The following is a 23,631-nucleotide window of genomic DNA, read 5'->3' as shown; positions in this document are numbered from 1 at the left end:
TGCTGAACTCAGCGGCGGGGTCGGGCTGGGCTAATCTCGAGCGTGTGTGGCTGAACTATCTCTGTACCGCGGCGAAAAATGCGCTGTGTCATCTTCCCTTGCTGCTGCGGTTGGTATGGCGCAACCACACCTCGCGCACCCCGATGCCGCAGCACCCCCAGGTGGTCATTAGCCTCAGCAGCTATGGCCGCCGGCTGCGCTGGGTGCATCTCGCCATCGAATCGGTGGCGCATGCCGCCCCAGTGGAATTGTGGCTCGAACCGCAGGACTATCACGCCCCGCGCTCGGCCGGTCTGCAGCGGCTCTGCGCCCGCGGCCTGCGCATCCGCCAGGCGGAACCGGGCCTGGGGCCGCACACCAAATACCTCCCGGCGGCGCGGGCCCACCCGCAGAGCTGGCTCATCACCATCGACGATGATGTGCTTTATCCGCCCGCGTGTGTGCCGCAGCTGCTCGCGGCGGCCCGGCCCACGCAGATCACCGCCCACCGCGCCCACCGGATCAGGCTGCAGGGCCAGCGCATCGCCCCCTATATCCGCTGGAATCCCGTGCGCAGCACCAGCGCCTCGCTTTTGCACGTGCCCACCGGGGTGAGCGGGGTGTGCTACCCGCCGGGATTCGTGCAGCGGCTCGCCCAGCTGCGCCGCGAGGATATCGCCCCCAGCCTGCACTGCGATGACCTGCTGCTACACCACACCGCTCTGCGCGCCGAGCTGCCCGTAGCGCAGGTGGCGCACACACCGCGCACTTTTCCGCTGCTGCCCTCGGCGGCCCTGCACCCGCTGGTGCGAGAGAACCTCGCCCACGGCAATGATGCCGCCATTGCGCGGCTCTACACCCGGGATGACGTCGTCAAGCTCTATCAGGCGAAGCACTAGAACAGCCGCGCCACCGCCCGCCGATCCACCTTGCCTGGGCCGGTGAGCGGCAGGGTGTCCACCCGCAGCAACTGCTTCGGCAGCTGCCAGCGGGGAAGATGATCGAGCGCCTCAATGATCTCGCCCACCCGCGCTGTGCCGGTATAGGCCGCCACAATGGCCTGGCCGAGGCGCGCATCGGGAATGCCGGTGACACACGCTGTGTCCACCCCAGCGATATTGAGCAGCTCTTGCTCCAGCACCTCGGGGTGCAGCTTCAGCCCGCCGGAGGAGATGATCGCATCGAGGCGGCCGGTCACCTGCAGCAGACCATCCGTGATATGCCCGCAATCATTGGTGGAAAACCAGCCCGGGTGGGCAAAAGCATCCGTGTCCTCCGGGCTCACATTGCGGTAGCCGCGGGCCACCATCGGCCCGCCCAGATGAATCCGCCCATGCTGCCCCGTGAGTTTCACCGAGGCCCATTCGATGGGCACGCCATCGTAGATACAGCCGCCCGCCGTCTCCGAGGAGCCATAGGTGCACACCACGGAGATCCCGAGGCGCCGCGCGGCGGCGCGGGTGCTTTCGGTGGTGGGTCCGCCGCCGACCAGGATGGCGTCGTAAAGCCGCAACGCCTCGATGCCCTGCAGCGACGCCAAGGCCTTGTGCAGCTGGTTGGGAACGAGTGCGGTGTAGAGCGGATCCTGCCCGGCAGCGCGCCGGGCTTGGGCGGTGGCGCGGGCGAAGGCGTCGAGGTGGAAGCCGCCGGAGACATCGAGGGTGGTGGGGGTGGTCTCGGCGAGGATGCTGCGGATAAGCACCTGCAACCCAGCGATGTGATGGGCGGGCAAGGCCAAAAGCCAGGCCCCCGGCCCGTGCAGGGCATTATGGGTGGCCACCGCCGAGGAGGCGAGGTTCTCGCCGCTCAGCAGCGCCCCCTTGGGCGTGCCGGTGGAGCCGGAGGTGGAGACCACCAGCGCCACCTCGGGATCGATCTCCTCGCCGACGCGCATGGTGCGGGCCAGCTGCTGGGCGCGGGAGCGGTCCTGGGCGGGCAGCGGCAGCAGGCTGCGTTCACCGGCGAGGGCCGCGGCGAGATCAGGCAGGATGGCGGCAGGATCAGCGGGGGAGACAGGCAGGGCTTCCAGCATGAATCTCATGGTAGCCGCGGGCCTGCTAATAGGCGGCGAGGGAGGAGGAGTGGGCGTCGAAGCGCGCAATGCCCTGGATGGCGGGGAAGGCGCGCTGCGCGCAATCCGTGCGGGCACACACCCGACAGCCGGGGCCGATGGGCACCGCGGCGGCCGGGTTATTCACCGGCAGCGCATCGAAATACACCATGCGCCCCGCGTGCCGGGCCTCGCAGCCCAAGCCGATCGCGAATTCCTTGCCGCCCTGGTCAAAGGTGCCATAGCGATGGCTGACCGTGCGGGCGACCCACACATAGGTGCGACCATCGGGCATGGAGGCAAATTGGCGCTGCACATGGCCCGGATTGGAGAAGGCCTCGTAGACATTCCACAGCGGGCAGGTGCCGCCGGAATGAGTAAAGTGAAAGCCCCCGGCGGATAGCCGCTTGGACATATTGCCGGCGCGGTCGACGCGGATGAAGGTAAAAGGAATGCCCCGCCGCCCAGGGCGCTGCAGCGTCGAGACGCGGTGGCAGATGGTCTCGAAGCCGAGGCCGGTGTAATTGGCCAGGTACTCCAAGTCATAGCGGGTCTTATCCACCAGCTCGTGGAACTCGGTATAGGGCAGCAGCAGCGCGGCGGCGTAGTAGCTAGCCAGGCCGCGCAGCGCCAGTAGGGAGGATTCACGGGTGCTGAAGTCCGCCTCCTCGACCAGCCGCTGCAGCTCTAAGCCGTGCTCTAAGTGGGCGAGCACACTGGCGATACGAAACGCCTGCTGGCCGGGTCCGATGAGACTGGAGATCTCCAGCGTGGCGGTGCTGGGGTCATAGCGGTGCAGGGTGGTGCCGGTGGTGGTGGGCAGCACGGTCACCCCATGCTCTTCGGTGATGTACTGGTGCAGCGCCGCTAAGGTGGCGGGTGTGGAGCCCAGGTGCAGCCCCAGCTTCCGGTGCAGCTGCTCCGCCGCGGTGTCGAGCTGGTGGAAGTAATTGTTATTGGCGTGGATGAAATCCCGCACCTGCTCGTGGGGCATGTCCAGCAGATCGCCGGTGTGATCCTTCATCTCCTCGCTGTGGCTGCGTTCGTCGGTGAGCAGCGAGAGCTTATCGCGGATGGTGCGATAGCGCCGGTGCATGTCCACGATGGTCTTGGCCACCGTGGGGTGATCGGCCACCACCTCGGAGAGCTCGGCCAGATCCACCGGCTGGGCCACCAGCTCCTTGTCCGCGATCACGTCCTTGACCTCGGCGAGGAGCCGAGAATCGTCCTCGTGGGAGAAGAAGGTGGCATCGATTCCGAAGGCCTCGGTGATTTTGGACAGCACCGATACGGTCAGCGGGCGCACATCGTGTTCGATTTGATTGACATACGAGGCAGACAGCCCCAGCGTCTCCGCGAGGGAGGCCTGGCTGAGGTCCCGTTCCCGCCGCAGCTGCCGCAACCTAGAACCCACGTATGTTTTTCCCATAGAGACATAGTACGTGAGCGGCATCACCTCAACCGGATCAGTGCTCGCCGCGGCGGCAGAGCCGGTTCACCCGCGTATTCGGGGTGCCTGCGCGCCGGGCCGCGGCATATATACGCCCACCTATGGGTGTGTTTTTCCGCGGTTCTCCCCCTGATGCGGCGCCGTCTCGAGCGCTCCCTGCGGGGCTCTTATCGACGTCGTGAGCTGGGCATATATCCCACTATGGCAGCACTGAGGTCGAGGTGGGGTGCGCGGAGCGCTCGCGGGGCCGGTGCGGGCGCAGGAGGTGAATTAAGAATCAAAAATGTTGCGTAATTTCGGATCGCGAAAGTGCCCCCGATAGGGGTTGATTGTGGGGCTTGGGGTAAATGTGAATCTCGAAACGGCCCACCAACCGCGTATCCTGATAGAGGAATGAGAATTCGCAGTGAACTGCCATAATGGCCGTGCAGCACACTTCTTCTAGAGGCGAGCCTAACCTAAAGTACTTGATACATGCTAGTTATAGCGTTGTGAGTTGGGTCACCCCGTCATGGAGCGAGTGGTTCCGCCTGTGAAAACGGCCGTAAGGTATTAGCGACACTGGAGGTGCCATGACTGTTAAATATGACGACCGTGACGCAATCGCGCACGGCAAAATTACTGAAAAACCACTCCGCGAGCGGCCGGGCTTTCCCACCTGGGCCGTGAAGCTCACGATGGCGATTACCGGCCTGATCTTTGCCGGATTCGTCGTCGTCCACATGGTGGGTAACCTGAAGATCTTCTTGCCGGATCATGATGGCCGCCCCGCGCTCGACGAGTACGGCGAGTTCTTCCGTACCGTCGGTGAGCCCGTTATGCCTTATGGGTCGGTGCTGTGGATCCTGCGCATTGTCCTGCTGGTGGGCATCGTTCTCCACATCTGGGGAGCCTTCACCATCGTGGGCCGTGCTCACCAATCCCGCGGCAAGTTCCGCCGCACCAACAAGATGGGCGGTCTGCAGAGCTTCGCGACGCAGACCATGATCGTCACCGGCATCGTGCTGCTGGCCTTCATCATCTTCCACATTCTGGACCTGACCGTTGGTGTCCAGCCGGCAGCATCCGCGTCCTTCGAGCACGGTGAGGTATATGCCAACGTTGTGGCAACCTTCAGCCGTCCGGCCGTGGCCATCTTCTACATCATTGCTCAGCTCTGCCTGTTCCTGCACCTCACCCACGGCATGTGGGTGGCAGTGAGCGACCTGGGCATTGTGGGTAAGCGCTGGCGTGCTGTGCTCTCCTTCGTTGCTTACCTTGTTCCCGCCATCGTCCTGATCGGCAATGTGCTGATCCCCGTCGCAGTCCTTGCGGGCTGGGTCAGCTAAGGATTCCAGGAGAGTTAAGTTCCATGAGTAAAGAAATCGATACGTCCTTCCTCGACAACTTCGAGGCTCCTGCCTCCGTAGTGGAGGGTGTCACCCTCGGCTCGGTCCTCAACGACAATGCACCGCACGGCGTCGTTCCTACCAAGGACATGTGGGAATACCAGAAGGACCACATGACCCTGGTCTCCCCGCTGAACCGCCGTAAGTTCAACGTGATCGTGGTGGGCACCGGCCTCTCCGGCGGCGGCGCAGCCGCGGCTCTCGGCGAGCTCGGTTATAACGTCCAGTGCTTCACCTATCACGACGCCCCGCGTCGTGCGCACTCCATTGCTGCCCAGGGTGGTGTGAACTCCGCCCGCGGCAAGAAGGTGGACAACGACGGCGCCTACCGCCACGTCAAGGACACCGTGAAGGGTGGCGACTACCGCTGCCGTGAGCACGACTGCTGGCGTCTGGCCTATGAGTCCGTGCGCGTGATCGACCACATGAGCGCCATTGGTGCTCCCTTCGCTCGCGAGTACGGCGGCACCTTGGCTACCCGTTCCTTCGGTGGTGTGCAGGTCTCCCGCACCTACTACACCCGTGGTCAAACAGGCCAGCAGCTGCAGCTCTCCGCTGCTTCCGCGCTGCAGCGCCAGATCCACGAGGGCACCGTTGAGATCTTCACCCACAACGAGATGGTGGATTTGATCATCAACGAGCGTGAGGGCGGCAAGCACTGCGATGGCGTGGTCATGCGCAACCTCATTACCGGCGAGATCAAAGCCCACACCGCCCACGCTGTGGTGCTGGCCACCGGTGGCTACGGCAACGTCTACCACATGTCCACGCTGGCAAAGAACTCCAACGCATCCGCCATGATGCGTGCCTATGATGCGGGTGCCTACTTGGCCTCCCCGTCCTTCATTCAGTTCCACCCAACCGGCCTGCCCGTCAACTCGCACTGGCAGTCCAAGACCATCCTGATGTCGGAGTCGCTGCGTAACGACGGCCGCATCTGGTCTCCGGTGACGGAGAAGGACGACCGCGACGCCAATAGCATCCCCGAGGAGGAGCGCGACTACTTCCTCGAGCGCCGCTACCCGGCATTCGGCAACCTCGTGCCCCGCGACGTGGCCTCCCGTGCGATCTCCCAGCAGATCAACAAGGGTCTCGGCGTTGGACCGCTGCACAACTCGGCATACCTGGACTTCCGCGACGCCATCCAGCGTCTCGGCGAGGACAAGATCCGTGCTCGTTATGGCAACCTCTTCACCATGTATGAGGAGGCCACCGGCGAGAACCCCTACAAGGTGCCGATGCGTATTGCCCCCACCTGCCACTTCACCATGGGTGGCCTGTGGACCGACTTCAACCTGATGACCTCCGTGGACGGTCTCTTCGCCGCCGGCGAGTGTGGCTGGACCTATCACGGCGCCAACCGCCTCGGCGCGAACTCGCTGCTCTCGGCATCTGTGGACGGCTGGTTCACCATTCCGTTCACCGTTCCGAACTACCTCGGCGAGCACCTGGGCAAGGAAGTTCTCTCCGCGGACTCCCCGGAGGCCAAGGCCGCCGTGCAGCGCGCGGAGGACCGCATCTCCACGCTGATGAACGTCAAGGGCGACCACGGCCCGGAGTACTTCCACCGTCAGCTCGGTGAGATCCTGTACTTCTCCTGTGGCGTGTCCCGTAACGAGAAGGACCTGGCCGATGGCATCGAGAAGATCCGCGCCCTGCGCAAGGACTTCTGGGCCAATGTCAACATCCCCGGCAAGGCCGATGAGATGAACCAGGTGCTGGAGTACGGTCTGCGTGTGGCCGACTACATCGATCTAGGCGAGCTCATGTGCGTTGACGCTCTTGACCGCGACGAGTCCTGCGGTGCGCACTACCGCGAGGATCACCTAACCGAAGACGGCGAGGCCCGCCGTGACGACGAGCACTGGTGCTTCGTCTCCGCATGGGAGCCCGCCGGCGAGGGTAAGTTCATCCGCCACGCCGAACCGCTGTACTTCGAAGCCGTTCCGCTGATGACAAGGAATTACAAGTAATGAAACTGCATCTAGAGATTTGGCGCCAAGCTGGCCCAAACACCGAGGGACATTACGAGCCTGTCGAGGTTCCGGACGCTGTACCGCAGATGTCGGTCCTCGAGCTGCTCGACCACGTCAACTCCCAGTACGTTGAAGAGGGCAAGGAGCCTTTCGCCTTCGCTTCTGACTGCCGTGAGGGTATCTGCGGAACCTGTGGCGTGATGGTCAATGGCCGTCCGCACGGCCCCCTGAAGAACACTCCGGCCTGCCAGCAGCGCCTGATGGACTTCAAGGATGGCGACAAGCTGCAGATCGAGCCGATGCGCTCCGCCGCCTACCCCGTGATCAAGGACATGGTTATTGACCGCTCCGCCCTTGACCGCGTCATGCAAAAGGGTGGCTACGTCACCGTCAACGCGGGTACCGCGCCGGACGCTGACACCATGCACATGAACTACGAGGACAACGAGTTCGCACTGGACCACGCAGCCTGCATCGGCTGTGGTGCCTGTGTGGCCGCCTGCCCGAATGGTGCCGCTCACCTGTTCACCGGCGCCAAGCTGGTGCACCTGCGCATGATGCCTCTCGGCAAGGAAGAGCGCGGCCGCCGCGCCCGCAATATGATCGACGAGCTGGAGACCAACTTCGGCCCCTGCTCGCTGTACGGTGAATGTGCCGATGTGTGCCCGGCCAGCATCCCGCTGACCGCTGTGGCATCCATCAACTATGAGCGGGCCCGAGCTGCATTCTCGGGCAAGGATCGCTAAGCTGATTCTTAACATTTGCTTAACTTGAACGAAAGGCAAGGGTATGTCTGCGAAGAAGGTTTCAGACAAGGAACTGCGCATCGAGGACAACTACATCGAGGGCTATGATCCCGTGAGCTTGGAGGCACCGCACTCCTCGCTGCTCAAGAGCTCCACCTGGTGGGGTATGGGCATCATCCTCTCCTCGATCGCTTTCTCTGGCATCATCCTGTTCGGCCTGGCTTCAGGCTCGGTGGATTCCCAGGCCAACGCTTCCACCTACGTCATCGTCGGTGTGGTCGCCACCCTCGCGGTGCTGCTCTTCGGAGTGGGCCTCGTGAAGTACGGTCGCCGCGACTACAAGGCGTACGTCAAGCGCACAGGACGCCACAACTAGGCCGCTGACATACCCCTCAACCTCGTTCAGTACCTCACCACCGCGGCCCCGCACAGCGGGGCGGGTGGAACGAGCTGACTGGCGCGGGTGAAGCGTCAGCGCTCCGTGTTCAACTCAGAGCCGCCGAGTCGGATCCCCGAGGATCTGGCTCGGCGGTTTTGGCTATGTCATTCCCCAGTGCAACGGAGAGGAGGTGCCCGTGAATAACCGCACCCGCTGGATCATTCTCATGGTGCTCATCACCATCCTCACCCTGCTCGTGGGGCTGCGTTTCATCAGCACCGGCCTGTCCATGATCTAGGCCGCAGCCCGCGCCTGAACCCGCGCCTGCACCCGCGCCCGAATAATATGGCGCAGCACTACGCGTATGCGCTGGGCACATCTCGCCCGCACCGCAGCAGATGCGCTATAGTGCAACAGTTCATCCCAGCCGCCGCCCCATCCGAGGCGGAGGCTGCACCTAGTACCTAGCTGAGAGTGACAACATCCATGGGACGACACTCACTCGGCCCCGCCGCAGATGTGGCGGAGGCTACCGCGCCCACTGCCCCCGACCCCACCCCGGGGCGTCTCGCCGTTCCTGGCCCCTCCCCAGAGACGGAGGCCGAGCGCCGCCGCGGCCTGCGCAAGTACAAGACCATCGCCACCGGCCTGCTGCTACTGGCCACCGTGGTGTATCTCCTCTGCCGCTGGTTGGAAGCCCAGCCGGGCGAGACCGCCACCTGGGTCGGCTTCGTGCGCGCCGGCGCCGAGGCCGGCATGATCGGCGGCTTGGCGGACTGGTTCGCGGTGACCGCGCTTTTCCGCCATCCGCTGCACCTGCCGATTCCGCATACCGCGATCGTGCGCAATAAGAAGGACCAGATCGGCGAGTCCCTGGCGGGCTTCGTGGGGGATAACTTCCTCAACGCCGAGCTCATTACAGAGAAGGTCTCCCAGGCCCGCATCCCGGAGCGTATCGGCGAGTGGCTGGTGGCCGAGGGCAATGCGGAGCGCACCTCCGCCGAGGCCGGCCGTTTGCTCGCCGCCATTGTGCGGGAGCTCGATCCCGCCGAGGCCGAGGCCATTATCCAGCGCGGCCTCATCGATCGCCTCGCCGAACCGGAGTGGGGGCCACCGGCTGGCCGCATCCTCGAGGGGCTGATCGAGGAAGGCAAGACCGAGCCAGTGGTGGATGCCATCGCCGCCTGGGCGGATGAGAAGGCCCGGGCCTCCGAGGATCTCATCGACCGTCTCCTCGGCGAGCGCGCCCCCAGCTGGGCGCCGCGCTTTGTCAATGATCTCGTCTCGGACAAGGTCTATCGCGAGCTCACCGCGTGGACGGCCGCTGTGGCCCGCGATAAAAACCACGAGGCCCGCCGCGAGATGCGCCGAGTGGTGGCCCGCTTGGCCCATGATCTCCAGCACGATCCGGAGACCATCGCCAAGCTGGAGAGCTGGAAGACGGATGTGCTCGGCTCCAGCGCGATCCAGGGCGCCCCTGCCGCCATCTGGCGGGGCGCATCCTCCTCCATTGTGGAGGCCGCCGAGGATCCCACCTCGGTGCTGCGCACCAAGATCACCGCGTTCGCGCGCGACTGGGGCCACAGGATCTGCGAGGATGAGCAGATGCGTGTCTCCCTAGAGCGTCGCATTATCGATGGTGCGGCTTTCTTGGCCAATAACTACGCAGATGAGATCACCGCGATCATTTCGGAGACCATCGAGCGCTGGGACGCCGAGGAGGCCAGCGACAAGATCGAGCTCATGGTGGGCAAGGATTTGCAGTTCATTCGCCTCAACGGCACCATCGTCGGCGCCTTGGCGGGGCTGATTATCTACGCGCTGTCCCACCTTCTCTTCGGCGCACTCTAAGCGCCGCACATTCCCCGCACCCACCACAGGTGTCTCGCTGCGGAGACGGTAAGGTGGGTGCCACGACGCCCGCTGTCTAAGGAGCTCCGCTGATGTCGCTATTCACCATGATCCTCTACTGGCCGGTCGCCATCGCCGGCGCGCTTGGCGCTGTACTGATCGCCAATACCCGCCCCGACGCTTTCGAGGCCGCCGGCCGCAAGGACAAGTGGACGTGGTTCGGCATGGTGCTGGGTTCTACCCTCGCCACCCTCATCGGTTTCCCGATTCTCGCTTGGGTCGGCATCGTCGTCATCGGCGTCTACTGGTGGGATGTGCGCCCCCAGATCAAGAGCATCCTCAACGGCGACTACTACTAAGGCCCTCGCCGGCGCTTATCGACGCCGCCCCGCCGCCCAGCAGCCGCCCTGCGTGTAGTGATCCGCTAGCCTTAGAAGCCATGACATGGTTGATGGCCCTGCACCCGGGCGTGACAGACGAGCAGATCCGTGCCCGCATGGAGCAGGCAGCGCAGGAAGGCGCTGCCGCAGTGGTAATTCCCCCGCATAAGCTGCACCTGGTGCAGCACGCGAGCGTGCCGGTGCTCTCCACGGCTGGGTGGCCGAGCGGCAACCACGCCCCGCTGATCAAAGCCTCCGAGGCGCGCCTGGCCGTACAGACCGGGGCCGAGGGAGTGCTGGCGATGCTCGACCAAGCCGGCGATGAATCCCATTTCTTCTCCGAAGTTGCCCTGCTCACGGAGGCAGTACCAGAGCCCGCGGGGCTGTGGATTGTGCTCGGCCCAGACTCTGACCCAGCACAGCACGAAGCCCGCGCCGAGCAGGCACGGGCCATGGGAGTGCGGGGAGTCATCAGCGCCGCCGCGGCGCGCGGCTGCGGGCGACTCTACCCAGACAGGGTCGAGATTTAGAGCTGCTCCTGCAGGCTATTGAGGTCCACATTATCGCCCACCGCGACCACGCGCAGGCCAGTATCGACGACCTCCACCTCGGTGATCTTAAGATCCACCGTGGCTTCGGCGACCGCTACCTGGAGGGCGCGGCCAATCTCCTCGGAGAAGGCGTCGGGAAGCCGCACGGTGCCCACCTCGATGCTGTCTACCTGAAATTCCAGCTGGTTGGAGCCGACGCGCGGGGTAAGAGTGAGGGTGGCGAGGCCATCATTGATGAGCACCCGCACCTTCTGGCCGGCGGTGTCGATAGCGGTGACCTCGATGAGGCTGGCGAAGAAATTGCCTTCGCTGCGCTCCGCCTGGGTGCGCTGCGCCATGGCCAAGAGATACTCATCGGGCAGGATGGCGTCGGCCGCGAAGTGCCCGGCCATGAGGCGCTCGCTGCGAATATCGAGGTTCTCGATGTCCACGGTGGCCTTGGGGGTGCCGGTGACGGTCGGTTCCGTGGGATGGGCCTCGGTGGAGACGATCTCTAGGGTGTTCTCGGTGTCGACGGTGAGGTGATTGACGGTACCCGTGGCGGCACCCAGCAGCAGCGGGGAGGCACCGAAGCTCACCGAGGAGCCGGGCACTTCCTCAGTGATGCGTTTACCCACATAGAAGCGGGTTCCTACTTCGGCCACCACCGCGATCACCAGCAGGGCGAGAAGCAGGCCAATAAGAATTTTCATAGGGGACTTCGAGGACCCGTGAGAAGCAGACATCTCTCATAGTGTGCTCGAAAACGGGGGAGTGGGCAACTATGGCCGGCGGCGGGCGCTAGCGCGGCGCCACGGCGGCGAAGTCCACGGTCACCACATTATCCCGCACCCCGCGACGCCAGCCGTGCAGCGGATATTGGGTGGCGAGGGTCTCTAGCGCGTGCCGCCAGCGGATGCGGGGGCCAAAACTCGACCAGCCGGCCGCCTGATCCCAGGCGGCGTCAGCGGCGCGCAGAAAATCATAGATTCTCTCCCCAGCCACATTGCGGTGGATGAGGATCTTCGGCAGCCGCTCCGCCACCAGCGAGGGGCGCGGCGTATGGTGCGGATCCCAGGCCAGGGTGAGGGTGCGCGGGCCGTGCTGATCCAGCAGCACCCACGAGCTACGTCGGCCCAGTTCATCGCAGGTGCCGTCGATAAACATGCCGCCGTCGGCGAGGCGTTCGCCCACCGCCTGCCACACCTCGGGCACATGGGCGGCGTCGTATTGGCGCAGCACATTAAAGGCGCGCAGCAGATGCGGGTGATAGCCGGCGAGTTCGAAACCGCCCAGCTCAAAACGCACCCCATCCCGCGGCGGCAGCACCCGGCTGGGCTCGATCTCGAGCCCGATCACCGCAATATCGGGGCGGGTGCGGCGCAGCCAGCGCGCCCATTCGCAGGTGGTGCGAAATGAGGCCCCGTAGCCGAGATCGATGGCAAGGGGCGTGTCTACGGAACGCAGTAGCCTGCGCACCTCGGGCTGGTAGTGCAACCAGCGATCGAGTTTGCGCAGGCGGTTCGCTCCGGTGGTTCCTCGCGTCACCACGCCCACAGGTCCGCTACTGGGGCGGCTGAGGGCGTGGGAAGAAAAGGCGAGGTTATGCGCGTGATCGGCCATGATATTAGAGCGCCTCGACGCGCAGCGAGAGTCGCGACACGAGCGGACTAGGAGTGCGAGGAAATCCACTCTTCGGTGAGCTTCGCTTCATTAGCGAGTAGCTCACCCACTGCATCGGCCACCTTGGGCTCGATGGCGGGCCCCATGAAGGGGATGTCCACGGTAATGACGTTGTTGTAGGTGAGGGTGGTGGAGGAGTCATCGCCACTCAGGGCGATGTCGCCCTCGAAGTCCACCGGGGCGCCCTTCACATCGGCGGTATAAGAACCCTCGGTGGAGGTGCCCTCGAGAGCCGTGTAGTTAACCACGCGCTTAATCTTGAGTGCCTGGCTGATCATGGCGCTCACAGCCTCGGGCAGCATGTCGGTGGGCATGACCTCGAAGAGCACAGCCTTGGCGCCGTTATCGTCGGCAGTGAACTCGTGCACCTCGCCCGGCTCGGGGGAGAGAGTGGCGGTGTTGTGATCCCAATACGCCTTGTCTGCAAACGCAGCGTAGACGTCTGCGGGCGGGAAATTAATGGTCACGGTGGTAGTTGTACGAGTAGCCATGGCAATAAGACTACCGTTAGAAGGGTGGACGACTCGACTTTCACCCCTAATTACTCCCAGTTGGCATCGAAACTTGCTGCGTGTGAGGGCCTTTCGCTCCAAGACATAGCATTGGCGGATCTCACCACGCTCCGGATCGGCGGGCAGCCGCGCCTCACCGCCGTGGCTGATACCCCCGAGGCCGCCATCGAGGCACTGCGGCTGTGCGACGCCGCCCGCGTGCCCGTGCTCCCCATCGGCGGCGGCTCCAACCTCGTGGTGGCAGACGGCCCCCTCGAGTTGGTGGCCCTAGTGCTGAATTTCCGTGCGATCACGGTGGACGCCGATAGCGGCCTGCTGCAGGCCGAGGCCGGCGCGGTATGGGACGATGTGGTCGCCGCCAGCGTCGAGGCCGGCCTGGGCGGCATCGAGTGCCTGTCCGGCATTCCCGGCTCGGCCGGCGCCACGCCGGTGCAAAATGTGGGCGCCTATGGCGTGGAGATCGCCGATGTGCTCACCCGCGTGCGCCTCTACGACCGCAGCACCGACACCGAGCAGTGGGTAGACGCCAGCGCTCTGGAGATGTCCTATCGCTACTCCAACCTGAAGTTCACCCAGCGCGGCCTCGTGCTGGCCGTAGAATTCCAGCTCCGTACCGATGGCCTGTCGGCGCCGCTGCGCTTCGGGCAGCTTGCCCGCGAGCTCGGGGTATCCGCGGAAGAAGACACCCCGCGTCGCCCTGCCGCGACCGTGCGTGAGGCTGTGCTCGCGCTGCGACGCGGCAAGGGCATGGTGCTTGACGACGCCGACCCCGACACCTACTCCGCCGGCTCCTTCTTTACCAACCCCATCATCGATGCCGCCGATGTGGACACGGTGCGCGCCAATGTGGCGGCGCTGGTGGGCGAGGAAGAGGCCGCCGCAATGCCGGTATTCCCCAGTGGCGAGGGGCGGGCCAAGCTCTCCGCTGCCTGGTTGATTGAGCGTGCCGGCTTCCACCGCGGCCACCCCGGCCCGGATGCGCCCGCGCGGCTATCGACGAAGCACACCTTGGCGCTGACTAATCGCGGCGCGGCCACCGCGGCCGATCTCGTGGCACTGGCCCGCGAGGTGCGTGACGGGGTGCGTGAGCGCCTCGGGGTGACCCTCGAACCGGAACCGATCTGGGTGGGCGTGAGCCTCGATTAAGGCGGAACCACCCCTATTGTCTGGGTGGAACCTTAGAATGGCACACAAACCCGACAATCTACGACGCGGCGTGTACGGCCGTGACACAAGAAGTGAGTGAGTATCGATGACGAATACTGGCAACCCCGGCAACCAGTCCGGCCCTTTCCGCGACCCTAATGAGCCCCAGTGGCAGGCGGGGCAGGGGCAGACGGATCCGCCCACTCAGAACATGCAGCCTATTCAGCAGCCCTACTCGCCTGATGCGGATTTCGCCGCCCCCGCTGGCGCGGCCGCGGGTTATGGCCAGCCGCAGAATTATGGCCCACCACCGCAGCAGACACCCCCGCCGCAGCAGCCACAGCAGCAGCCGCCGAAGAAATCCGGGGGAAAGACCGCCGCCATTATCGCGGGCGTGATCGTGCTGTGTCTGTGTGTCGTCGGCGCTGCCATGGTGCTCGCCCGGGTGCTCAGTGGCGGTGGCGGGGACGATACCCCCACCCAAGCGGTCGGGAGCAGCTCTGAGGAGGAATCCGTGGTGGAAACCGTGGTGGAGACGGTGACCGAGGAGGAAAGCACCCCCGCGGAGACCAGCAGCTCGAGTTCCTCCTCCACCTCGTCGTCTGAGAGCTCATCCCCCTCCACCGCGACTGAGCCGCGGGATCATTTCCGCCCCAATGGCACCTATGCGGGCTCGACGAACACCTTTGAGTACTACACGGGTAGCTCCGTGACCACGAAGCCCTTTGCGAAGGCTGTGGCCAAGGAGATGGTTTCCCACGCCAATGCCACCGATGTGTTCACGATTCGCGCCACCTCGCCGGTGACGAATAAGGAATACGAGATGAAGTGCGTGCCGCAGAAGGCTGATGGTTTCACCTGCAGCGGCGGCGATAACGCGGTGGTCCACCTGGTGCGGAAGTAGGCCCGCTAGCCCCGCGAGTACAGCACAGCGGCTCCTGCTAGGTCCTGAATGCTTGAAGCCCGCCCCACGCTGTGGGGCGGGCGTACTCATGTCTGCGTGCTCGGGCTAGAACTCGTTTTCGCTACCGTAGCGCTCCACTAGGAGCTGCTGCACGTCGCGGCGGCGGATCTTGCCCAGCTGGTCGCGGGGGAGTTCTTCGAAGTGGTAGAACACGCGGGGCACCTTGTAGCGGGTGAGGTGCTCGCGGCAGAAGCTCTTGAGGGAATCCGGATCCAAGGTGGCTCCCGCAGAGAGAGTGATGGCGGCGGTGACCGTCTCAGAACCGTCGCCGCGGGGCATGCCCACCACGGTGCAGTCGGTGATATCCGGGTGCTTCTGGAGCACATCCTCCACTTCCGCCGGGTAGACATTGAACCCGCCGGTGATGATCATTTCCTTCAAGCGGGAAACGAGCTTGACGAAGCCATCTTCTTCCATCAATCCCACGTCGCCGGTGCGGAACCAGCCATTGTGGAAGGAGGCGTCGGTGGCCTCTTGGTTTTTCAGATAGCCGGGGAAGATCTGGGGGCCGCGTGCCAGCACCTCGCCCTCGACGCCATAGGGCTGCGTCTCATCCAAGTTATCGGGGTTGGCGATGCGGATCTCGGTGTCGGGGAAGGGAATGCCCACATAGCCGGGGCGGCGGTCGCTGGTCATCGGGTTACCGATGAGAATCGGCGAGCACTCGGTCAGGCCATAGCCCTCCACGAGACGGCCATTGGTGTGTTCCTCCCAGGCCTGCACCACAGACACGGGCAGGGTGGAGGCGCCAGAGAAGGCGTTGCGGAAGCAGCTGATATCGATGCCGGTTTCCTGGGAGGCTTCCACGATCCGCTCATAGAGGGTGGGAACACCCGGCAGCCAGGTGGGCTTCTTCTTCTTCACTACCTCCATGATCAGCTTGAGATCCGGGGAGGGCAGCAGCAGCACCTGGGCGCCCACGAAGAAGGCGAGGGTGGCGACCATCGTCATGCCATAGGCGTGGAACATCGGCAGGGCGGCGAGCATGCGCTCCTCGCGATCGCCGAGCCCCTCCACCCAGTGCTTGCCCATCAGCAGGTTAGAGAAGAGATTGCCGTGGGTGAGCTGCGCGCCCTTGGGGCGGCCCGTGGTGCCCGAGGTGTAGAGAATCAGGGCCACGCTGTCGCGGGTGACGTCCGGGCAGGAGGTGATGTCGGCGCCATCGCCACCGATGACGGGATCCAGCAGGGTCTCCCACGGAATCGAGTTGCGTGCCGGCTCGGAGAGCTTCTTGCGGGTCTTAATGAGCGAGGGCAGCGGGACGCGCAACGCCACGCGCTTGACCATCGGCATGGCGTTGATCATGTTCACCGACACGATCGTCTCCAGCGAGGTGGAGGCCCGCAGCGATTCCAGCACATGGGCCGACTTATCCCAGCAGATCGCCACCCGTGCACCGTGATCGGCGAAGGGCGGTTCCAGCTCGTGGGAGGTATAGAGCGGGTTGTGCTCCACCACGGTGGCGCCGAGCTTGAGTACCGCGTAGAAGGCAATGAGATGCTGCGGACAGTTCGGCAGCATGATGCCGACGCAGTCACCCTGACGCACACCGAGGGCGCGCAGACCAGCGGCGCAGGCCCGTACCTGGGCGTCGAACTCGCTGAAGGTCAGTGACTTACCAAAGAAGTAGGTGGCGGGGCGGCCACCATTGATCTGGAGGTTGTTGTCATAGACATCCAGCAGGGTGGTCTCGCCATAGTCCAAGGCGTGGGGAGTCCACTCGGCGTAATACTTCAGCCACGGCTTTGAACCGGGTTCCGGTGTGGTGGTGTTCTCAGGATGGTCGGTCATGGTGGAGATGAACTCGCCTTTCGATCAGCGTGGCGTCGAAGCGTATGAGGGTCCGGACGTCTTTTCTGGGGCGTGTAAGGGTCAGTTTGCCAACAGTATAACGATGAATTCCTCATGTTTCGGCGTAGAGGCTCATCGCTCGTTCTTATCCAAATCTTAACTGTGGGGTTATGCGCGGCGCGCATGAGGACCTACTGCTGTGATAGGTGCCGCTGTGTCAAGGCAATAGTCGCTGGTGGGCGCCGCTCGGCAGCGATTGTGTCAGGGGCAGCATCTCCCCACTGCCACTGAATGCTGTTCAGGCGCTGTCCTGCCGTCCCACGGCGCGAAAGATAAGAACAGTGGCGGCGATTCTGGCTGCTGGGAGCGCTGTATCCCCTGCAATGGGCTGCTGCAGCCGCGGTACGTGAAAAAGAGCACATGTGCTCTGGGTGACTATCGCTGACTCTGTCCCGCCCGCTCGGCGCAGGAGCGCTCTAGAATAGACAGCTATGCGTATCGCGATGATTTCCATGCATACCTCTCCGTTGCAGCAGCCGGGGCAGGGCGACGCCGGCGGCATGAACGTCTACGTGATGGCCACGGCCCAAGCGCTGGCGGATCAGGGCATGGACGTCGATATCTTCACTCGTGCTCACCGGCCGAGCCAAGGCGAGATCGTAGAGATTGGGCCGCGGATTCGGGTGATTAATATCGTCGCCGGCCCCTATGAGGGTCTTGCTAAAGAGCAGCTGCCGATGCAGCTCGCGGCCTTTGCCGGCGGGATGTTGGCTTTTGTGCGCTGCCACAAGCTTTCTTATGACCTCATTCATTCGCATTATTGGCTCTCGGGGCAGGTGGGCTGGCTGCTTCGGGATCTCTGGGAGGTGCCGCTGGTTCACACAGCGCACACCCTCGCCGCGGTGAAGAATGCGCACCGCACCGCCGATGACACCGAGGAATCCGAGGCGCGGCGCATCTGCGAGCAGCAGATTGTGGATAATGCCGACAAGCTGGTGGTCAATACCCTCGAGGAGGAGGACAATCTCGTCTCCTACTATGACGCCGAGCGGGACAAGATTGAGATTGTGTACCCGGGGGCGAACACGCAGCTCTTTACGCCGGGCAATGATCGAGCCACCGAGCGGGCGCGCCGGGAACTGGGATTGCCTTTTAATGCCAAGGTGATTGCCTTTGTGGGCAGGCTGCAACGCTTCAAGGGCCCGCACATTCTGCTGCAGGCTGTGGCCCAGATGCTTGAGCGCGATCCGGAGCTGAATGTGCGTGTGGTGGTGTGTGGCGGGGCCTCGGGGCCGAATGCCACCGGCGAGGAGTACTACCGCTTGGCCGAGAGCTTAGGGGTTGGTCGGGTGGTGCGTTTTCTCGAGCCGCGCCCGCCCTCGGAGCTGGTCGCGGTGTTTCAGGCCGCGGATGTGGTGGCGGTGCCGAGCTATAACGAGTCCTTCGGGCTGGTGGCAATGGAAGCCCAAGCCACGGGAACCCCGGTGGTGGCGGCCCGCGTGGGTGGGTTGCCGATCGCAGTCCGGCATGGAGAGACAGGGCTGCTTACTCACAGCCACGAGGTGACGGAATGGGCAGAGGCGCTGACCACGATGGTCAACGACGATGTCACCCGCATCCAGATGGGGGAGAATGCGCGCGAGCACGCCCTGAACTTCTCCTGGGCGGCCTCCGCGGAGCGGCTACTGACTGTGTATTCCGAGGCGCTGAACTCGCCAGTGGATCAGTGCGCCCCCCGTAAGGCGCACGGCTAGCCGGTGCTGCCGCGCTCGCGGAGTCCACAACGAGGTGTGTGAATGTGGGGCACTCAATAGCACAAGGGGGAGACGATGATGCCTGAGCGTGGCACAATGGTGCTTATGACTGGAAAGCTAATTCTTCTCCGCCATGGCCAGAGTGAATGGAACGCATCCAACCAGTTCACCGGCTGGATGGATGTCAATCTCACCGATAAGGGCCGCGAAGAGGCGCAGCGCGGTGGACAGCTGCTCAAGGAGCAGGGTGTTCTGCCGGATCTGCTCTACACCTCGCTGCTGCGTCGCGCGATCAACACCGCCAATATCGCCCTCAACGCCGCTGACCGCCACTGGATCCCGGTAGTCCGCGATTGGCGCCTCAACGAGCGCCACTACGGTGCACTGCAGGGCCTGAACAAGGCTGAGACCAAGGACAAGTACGGTGACGAGCAGTTCATGGCATGGCGTCGTTCTTATGACACCCCGCCGCCGGAGCTGGACGATGCTTCCGAGTACTCCCAGGCCGGGGATCCGCGCTACGCTGACCTGCCCGCCGTGCCGAAGACGGAGTGCCTGAAGGACGTCGTGGAGCGCTTCGTGCCCTACTTCGAGGAAGAGATTCTGCCGAAGGCCAAGGAAGGCAAGACCGTTATGCTCGCCGCGCACGGCAACTCCCTGCGCGCCCTGGTCAAGCACCTGGACAAGATCTCCGATGAGGAGATCGCTGGGCTGAATATCCCCACCGGTATCCCGCTGGTTTATGAGCTCGATGCTGATGGCACGGTGCTCAACCCGGGTGGCACCTACCTGGATCCGGAGGCTGCTGCCGCCGGTGCCGCCGCCGTGGCTGCCCAGGGTGGCAAATAACCCTTCACGCTCACAGTGAGCTCACTGTAGCTGCATGCCTATCACGCGGTGAGTGAAGAGGCCCGCAGTGCGTCCGTGCGCACTGCGGGCTTTTCCGTGTGCTGGGCAGGCCGCGGCGGCGGCTACGTCACCCACGGGTGTGCTCGCGTAGCGGCATCGCCCAAACTGTGCTTGGGTGGGACACAGAACCATCACATTATTCGCAGTGTCACCGCCGCCGGCCGGACCGGCGGCGTCGGCGAGAGAAGGCCAGAGACATGTTCTTAGTCGGAATCATCGTGGGAGCCATGGGGGCTCTCGTGATGATGCCGCTTGCGCGTTTTCTGCGGCGCTGGGCGCAGCGCCGCCGCGAGGCCGAAACGATTACGGATAACCGCATCACCACCATCTCCCAGGTGCTGCACCTAACGGTGCAGGGATCGCCGACAGGCGTGGCGGTGATTGATCGAAGCGGCTCGGTTGTGCTCTCTAATATGCCCGCGCACGATATGGGCATCGTGCACGAGCACAGCGTGAACAAGCAGATTTGGGCCTCCGCGCTGGAGGTATTCGCCGATCAAGACACCCGAGTGGTCTCACTCGAGTTGCCCCGCCGGCTCGCCAGCCGGGTCTCCGCGGTGGATGCGACGGTGGCGCCGCTGACGCTCACCGATGAGCGCTTCGTCGTGGTCTATTCCACCGATGAGTCCGAGCATGTGCGCATGGAATCGGCGCGCCGCGATTTCGTGGCCAATGTCTCTCATGAGCTCAAAACCCCGGTGGGGGGTATGGCCCTTTTGGCGGAGGTGCTGCTGAACTCCGCGGATGATCCAGAATCTGTGCTGCACTTTGGCGAGCGGCTGCTCAACGAGGCGCATCGGATGTCCTCGTTGATTAATGAGCTGATTGCTTTGTCGAAGCTGCAGGGCGCAGAGAAGCTGCCCGCGATGAAGCCGGTATCGGTGGATGAGGTGATTGACGAGGCGGTCAGCCGCAATAAATTGACGGCAGAGACCGCCGGTATCGAGATCATTCGCGATACCCCCTCCGGGGTGCAGGTGCGCGGCGATAGCACGCTGTTGATTACCGCCATTACCAATCTGATTATCAACGCCATCAACTATTCGCCGGAGTCCACTCCCGTGACGATCTCCCAAAAGGTGGTGCATTCCCCTAGCGGAGAGAAGACCGTGCAGGTGCGGGTGACTGATCGCGGCATTGGTATTTCGGAGGAAGATCAGCAGCGCGTATTCGAGCGTTTCTTCCGGGTAGACAAGGCCCGGTCGCGCCAAACGGGAGGCACCGGTTTGGGGCTAGCGATTGTTAAACATGTCACCGCAAACCACGGGGGATCGATTAAACTGTGGTCACAGCCCAATATTGGCTCGACGTTCACCCTTGAGCTTCCTGTTTTCGATGTTCAGGAAACGAATGAGGCTCAGCCGCTGACGTCTGAGGCCCCAGAACTTCCCGCCGATACCTCGGTTGCGGCGCCGAAGCGCGCGAGGCGCTCCCTCCGTCCCCTCGGCGGGGGACGTGGGCACCGCAATGCCGAGAAACAACCGGCTGCGCGGCAGGACAGCTTGATGGATCGTGTGGGAATTACTAGCGCATCTCAGCATGTGGGTATGCGCAATGAAGCCAGCAGGCGGAAGGATGGCACAGAGTAACCATGACCCGAATTCTGATTGTTGAGGACGAGGAATCCCTAGCGGAACCGCTGGCATTTCTGCTGGCGAAGGAGGGCTTCGAGGTAAGCACTGCGGTCGATGGCCCCTCGGCGCTGGTGGAGTTTCATAAGAAAGACATCGATATCGTCCTGCTGGATCTGATGCTTCCTGGAATGTCCGGCACCGATGTGTGTAAGCAGATTCGCCAAAGCTCCCAGGTGCCGGTGATCATGGTCACCGCCCGCGACTCGGAAATCGATAAGGTTGTGGGCCTCGAGCTCGGCGCCGATGACTATGTGACCAAGCCTTATTCTTCTCGGGAGCTCATCGCCCGTATTCGCGCGGTGCTCCGCCGCAGCAAGGAACGCGCGGTGGAGGAGGAGTTCGACGAGCAGGTGCTCAAGGGCGGCCGGGTGCGCATGGACGTGGAATCCCATACCGTCACCGTCGATGGCGAGGAGATCGCCCTGCCCTTGAAGGAATTCGATCTGCTCGAGTACCTGCTGCGCAATTCGGGCCGCGTGCTCACCCGCTCCCAGCTCATTGACCGCGTCTGGGGCGCGGACTATGTGGGCGATACCAAAACGCTGGATGTGCATGTCAAGCGTTTGCGCTCCAAGATCGAGGAGCAGCCTTCCCGCCCCCAATATCTCGTGACCGTCCGCGGCCTCGGCTATAAATTCGAGGCCTGAGCCGCTTATCGACGCTCACTTGCCGCCACCGTAGCCGGGTGCTGCAGTGACGATCCTCCCACCTGGGTGATCAGCTCCACGAGACGCTCATAGGAGGCATCGCCCATCACCTTCCGCAGCTCCGTCTCATAGCTTTGCCACATCGGTATCTCGCTGGTGTGGCAGGACGAGGCGGAGGTGCACCACCAATCGAAGTCTTCGCCACCATTTCCCCATGCCCGCCGCTCATACTCGGAAATGGTGGTTTTCAAAATATCGGCGCCATCGGCGCGCACGGTCCATTCCTCTTCGCGGCGCAGCGGCACCAGCCAACACACCTCCGGTTTGATCTCGGTGATGTCCTGGCCGCTGGCCACCGCATATTGGTGGAGAGCACAGCCCGCGCCTGTGCCGTGTCCATTGCGGTTGGCAAAGATGCAGGCGCCGTCGACAAGCTTTGTTTTCAGCGCCGGCTCCATCTCCCCGTCCTCGTTTTCTAGCTCATCCCATTCCAGCCAGGGCTCGATCTCGGTGGCATCGGCGGCGGCGATGTAGTCATCGACGTCCTTGGGGCGCAGCTGCCAGAAATGCGCGGGCATCTCGGCCACGGAATTGTAGAGCAGATCCTGATCGGACTCGTCTGTGAGAAAAGCCCCATGATTGCAACAGCCCACTACCCGGTTGTTTTCGTCAATCCCGAGGCATTCGGGCTGGCCGAAATGGCAGCGCCAGCGGGAAGTCAACCACGTGATGTCCACGCTGAACAGGTGATTCGGGTCCTCTGGATTGTGAAATTCCAGCCATTGCCGAGGAAAGTCAGGGGGTAATTCGCGGCCCGCGCGAATGGATCGGCCGGCTGGGGATGTCGCGGGAAAGCCAAGAAATGTCGACGTCTCATGCGGGGTGTTCACACTTTTCCAACTTAGACCCGCTACCCTAAAGTTGTGCGATTAGGTGTATTGGACGTTGGCAGCAACACTGTCCACTTGGTGGCAGTCGATGCGCGCTCGGGTGGACATCCCACCCCCATGAGCGATTGGAAGACCACGATGAAACTCGTGGAATTCCTTGACGCAGACGGCGCCCTCAATGACAAGGGACAGTCGAAGCTGATCAAGAATGTGGCAGAGGCGAGCGATCTCGCCGACACACTACGGTGTGATGAGGTGATGGCTTTCGCCACCTCTGCGGTGCGTTCCGCCACGAATCAAAAGAAGGTTCTGAATCGCGTTGAGAAAGAGGCGGGCATCAAGCTCGAGGTTCTCACCGGCGAAGAGGAAGCAATACTGACCTTCCTGGCGGTACGACGCTGGTACGGCTGGTCTGCCGGCCGCATCATCAATCTTGATATTGGCGGTGGCTCCCTCGAGCTCTCCACTGGTACCGACGAGCATCCGGAGAAAGCGTTTTCGCTTGATCTTGGTGCGGGCCGGCTCACTCATAAGTGGTTCGACACGGATCCGCCCTCGCGAAAGAAGATCAATATTCTTCGCGATTACATCGACGCCGAACTTGCGGAACCCGCTCAGCAGTTGCAGAACTGTGGCCACGCCAATCTGGCTGTGGGCACGAGCAAAACGTTCCGCACCTTGGCTCGTCTCACCGGTGCTGCACCCTCCTCGGCGGGGCCGCGCGTCAAGCGCACCCTCACCGCGCCGGGCTTGCGCCAGCTGATCGCATTTATTTCCCGCATGACAGCTAGTGACCGAGCAGAGCTCGAAGGAGTAAGCTCGGACCGTTCCCATCAAATCGTCGCCGGAGCCCTCGTTGCAGAGGCAAGCATGCGCGCCCTGGGACTCGAAAAAATCGAGATTTGCCCATGGGCGCTGCGTGAAGGGGTTATCCTTAGACGAATTGATAAGGGATTGGACTAGGAAAGGAAG

General features: G+C 63.4%; 22 protein-coding genes. 15 read left to right on the top strand and 7 right to left on the bottom strand.

Features of this window, described 5'->3' with window-relative positions; genetic code table 11:
- Positions 1-44 precede the first annotated feature (44 nt).
- Positions 45-878, top strand: a complete 834-nt coding sequence (locus tag KRX12_RS05685) for a glycosyltransferase (protein ID WP_218366018.1) — start codon at positions 45-47, stop codon at positions 876-878.
- On the opposite strand, the gene menE is transcribed toward KRX12_RS05685, so the two are convergent.
- Together menE and KRX12_RS05675 are read right to left on the bottom strand one after the other, a co-directional pair.
- Positions 875-2,011, bottom strand: a complete 1,137-nt coding sequence (menE, locus tag KRX12_RS05680) for an o-succinylbenzoate--CoA ligase (protein ID WP_218366017.1) — start codon at positions 2,009-2,011, stop codon at positions 875-877. The two genes, KRX12_RS05685 and menE, sit on opposite strands and share 4 nt — an antisense overlap.
- Before the next feature lie 25 nt (positions 2,012-2,036).
- Complete coding sequence (locus tag KRX12_RS05675) at positions 2,037-3,458, bottom strand: short-chain fatty acyl-CoA regulator family protein (RefSeq protein WP_218366016.1); 1,422 nt, start codon at positions 3,456-3,458, stop codon at positions 2,037-2,039.
- A 593-nt stretch (positions 3,459-4,051) separates the two neighbouring features.
- Here KRX12_RS05675 and KRX12_RS05670 point away from each other — a divergent pair.
- From KRX12_RS05670 to KRX12_RS05640, 7 genes are all read left to right on the top strand, one after another.
- A complete protein-coding gene (locus tag KRX12_RS05670; RefSeq protein ID WP_218365015.1) occupies positions 4,052-4,807 on the top strand; it encodes a succinate dehydrogenase cytochrome b subunit in 756 nt (251 codons plus the stop codon).
- A gap of 23 nt (positions 4,808-4,830) precedes the next feature.
- Positions 4,831-6,840 carry a fumarate reductase/succinate dehydrogenase flavoprotein subunit gene (locus KRX12_RS05665; RefSeq protein WP_218365016.1) on the top strand — a complete coding sequence of 670 codons (2,010 nt, stop codon included), beginning with the start codon at positions 4,831-4,833 and terminating at the stop codon, positions 6,838-6,840.
- Entirely contained in the window at positions 6,840-7,589 is a 750-nt protein-coding gene (locus tag KRX12_RS05660) for a succinate dehydrogenase/fumarate reductase iron-sulfur subunit (RefSeq protein WP_151529311.1), read from the top strand. Before KRX12_RS05665 ends, KRX12_RS05660 begins: the two co-directional genes overlap by 1 nt.
- Before the next feature lie 43 nt (positions 7,590-7,632).
- Entirely contained in the window at positions 7,633-7,965 is a 333-nt protein-coding gene (locus KRX12_RS05655; protein ID WP_218365017.1) for a hypothetical protein, read from the top strand.
- A gap of 489 nt (positions 7,966-8,454) precedes the next feature.
- Complete coding sequence (locus KRX12_RS05650) at positions 8,455-9,819, top strand: DUF445 domain-containing protein (RefSeq protein WP_218366015.1); 1,365 nt, start codon at positions 8,455-8,457, stop codon at positions 9,817-9,819.
- A 92-nt stretch (positions 9,820-9,911) separates the two neighbouring features.
- Positions 9,912-10,178, top strand: a complete 267-nt coding sequence (locus KRX12_RS05645) for a DUF2516 family protein (protein WP_255549247.1) — start codon at positions 9,912-9,914, stop codon at positions 10,176-10,178.
- An 80-nt stretch (positions 10,179-10,258) separates the two neighbouring features.
- On the top strand, positions 10,259-10,729 hold the full coding sequence (locus KRX12_RS05640) for a hypothetical protein (RefSeq protein WP_218365019.1): 471 nt from the start codon (positions 10,259-10,261) through the stop codon (positions 10,727-10,729).
- On the opposite strand, the gene KRX12_RS05635 is transcribed toward KRX12_RS05640, so the two are convergent.
- The 3 genes from KRX12_RS05635 to KRX12_RS05625 form a co-directional block, all read right to left on the bottom strand.
- Positions 10,726-11,442, bottom strand: a complete 717-nt coding sequence (locus KRX12_RS05635) for an LmeA family phospholipid-binding protein (protein WP_218366014.1) — start codon at positions 11,440-11,442, stop codon at positions 10,726-10,728. The genes KRX12_RS05640 and KRX12_RS05635 overlap by 4 nt on opposite strands.
- Positions 11,443-11,530: 88 nt before the next feature.
- Positions 11,531-12,352: a class I SAM-dependent methyltransferase gene (locus KRX12_RS05630; protein WP_218366013.1), complete on the bottom strand. Its 822-nt coding sequence runs from the start codon at positions 12,350-12,352 to the stop codon at positions 11,531-11,533.
- A 47-nt stretch (positions 12,353-12,399) separates the two neighbouring features.
- On the bottom strand, positions 12,400-12,903 hold the full coding sequence (locus tag KRX12_RS05625) for a DUF2505 domain-containing protein (protein WP_218365022.1): 504 nt from the start codon (positions 12,901-12,903) through the stop codon (positions 12,400-12,402).
- A 24-nt stretch (positions 12,904-12,927) separates the two neighbouring features.
- On the opposite strand from KRX12_RS05625, the gene KRX12_RS05620 reads away from it, so the two are divergent.
- Together KRX12_RS05620 and KRX12_RS05615 are read left to right on the top strand one after the other, a co-directional pair.
- Positions 12,928-14,070, top strand: coding sequence for a UDP-N-acetylmuramate dehydrogenase (locus KRX12_RS05620; protein WP_218366012.1), 1,143 nt, complete (start codon positions 12,928-12,930; stop codon positions 14,068-14,070).
- Between the two features lie 106 nt (positions 14,071-14,176).
- A complete protein-coding gene (locus tag KRX12_RS05615) occupies positions 14,177-14,974 on the top strand; it encodes a hypothetical protein (RefSeq protein ID WP_218366011.1) in 798 nt (265 codons plus the stop codon).
- A gap of 105 nt (positions 14,975-15,079) precedes the next feature.
- Here the strand turns inward: KRX12_RS05615 and KRX12_RS05610 are convergent, their stop codons facing one another.
- Complete coding sequence (locus tag KRX12_RS05610) at positions 15,080-16,825, bottom strand: long-chain-fatty-acid--CoA ligase (protein WP_218365025.1); 1,746 nt, start codon at positions 16,823-16,825, stop codon at positions 15,080-15,082.
- Positions 16,826-17,316: 491 nt separating this feature from the next.
- Between KRX12_RS05610 and mshA the strand changes: the two genes are divergently transcribed.
- The 4 genes from mshA (at position 17,317) to KRX12_RS05590 (ending at position 21,769) form a co-directional block, all read left to right on the top strand.
- Positions 17,317-18,579, top strand: coding sequence for a D-inositol-3-phosphate glycosyltransferase (gene mshA, locus KRX12_RS05605; RefSeq protein WP_218366010.1), 1,263 nt, complete (start codon positions 17,317-17,319; stop codon positions 18,577-18,579).
- A 96-nt stretch (positions 18,580-18,675) separates the two neighbouring features.
- A complete protein-coding gene (locus KRX12_RS05600; protein WP_218365162.1) occupies positions 18,676-19,428 on the top strand; it encodes a phosphoglyceromutase in 753 nt (250 codons plus the stop codon).
- A gap of 257 nt (positions 19,429-19,685) precedes the next feature.
- Positions 19,686-21,077 (top strand): ATP-binding protein, encoded by a 1,392-nt coding sequence (locus KRX12_RS05595; RefSeq protein WP_218365027.1) that lies wholly within the window; start codon positions 19,686-19,688, stop codon positions 21,075-21,077.
- Between the two features lie 2 nt (positions 21,078-21,079).
- On the top strand, positions 21,080-21,769 hold the full coding sequence (locus tag KRX12_RS05590) for a response regulator transcription factor (protein WP_151529294.1): 690 nt from the start codon (positions 21,080-21,082) through the stop codon (positions 21,767-21,769).
- A gap of 5 nt (positions 21,770-21,774) precedes the next feature.
- Here KRX12_RS05590 and KRX12_RS05585 read toward each other — a convergent pair whose 3' ends face one another.
- Entirely contained in the window at positions 21,775-22,659 is an 885-nt protein-coding gene (locus KRX12_RS05585) for a hypothetical protein (protein WP_218366009.1), read from the bottom strand.
- Positions 22,660-22,692: 33 nt separating this feature from the next.
- On the opposite strand from KRX12_RS05585, the gene KRX12_RS05580 reads away from it, so the two are divergent.
- On the top strand, positions 22,693-23,622 hold the full coding sequence (locus tag KRX12_RS05580) for a Ppx/GppA phosphatase family protein (protein WP_218365029.1): 930 nt from the start codon (positions 22,693-22,695) through the stop codon (positions 23,620-23,622).
- Positions 23,623-23,631 lie beyond the last annotated feature (9 nt).

The organism is Corynebacterium sp. TAE3-ERU2, from assembly GCF_019209955.1.
Lineage (GTDB): Bacteria > Actinomycetota > Actinomycetes > Mycobacteriales > Mycobacteriaceae > Corynebacterium > Corynebacterium megadyptis.
This window is presented reverse-complemented; position numbering and strand designations above follow the sequence as displayed.